The organism is Gilvimarinus sp. 1_MG-2023 (genome assembly GCF_030548285.1).
The window spans coordinates 1-237 of sequence record NZ_JAUOSC010001691.1 but is presented as its reverse complement, the minus strand read 5'-3'; the positions used below and the strand labels follow the sequence as shown (position 1 = coordinate 237).

The window sequence follows — 237 nt, the reverse complement described above, 5'->3', positions numbered from 1 at the left end:
ATTCAGTGTTGGTCTGTCGGCCATGTTGCTGACGTTCCGGAACCTCACCGGGCTGACGGTCAGTAGTCAGGAAGCCATCCACGGCTATGCTGGACAGGTGTTCGATCTGCCGTTGCGACTGGTGGCAGCACCACGACGGGAGCATCTTAACCTGTGGTTGCAGTATCCGGATAATCCGGGGCAACGGGTCAGTATTGAACGTGGAAGCGCGGAGTCCGTGCGGCTCAGTTATCGCTG

General features: G+C 58.2%; 1 protein-coding gene. It reads left to right on the top strand.

The features are described from left to right. Positions 1 to 22: 22 nt before the first annotated feature. Positions 23 to 237, top strand: a 215-nt coding sequence (locus Q4563_RS22555; protein ID WP_303606137.1) for a hypothetical protein, incomplete at its 3' end; no start/stop codon positions are given.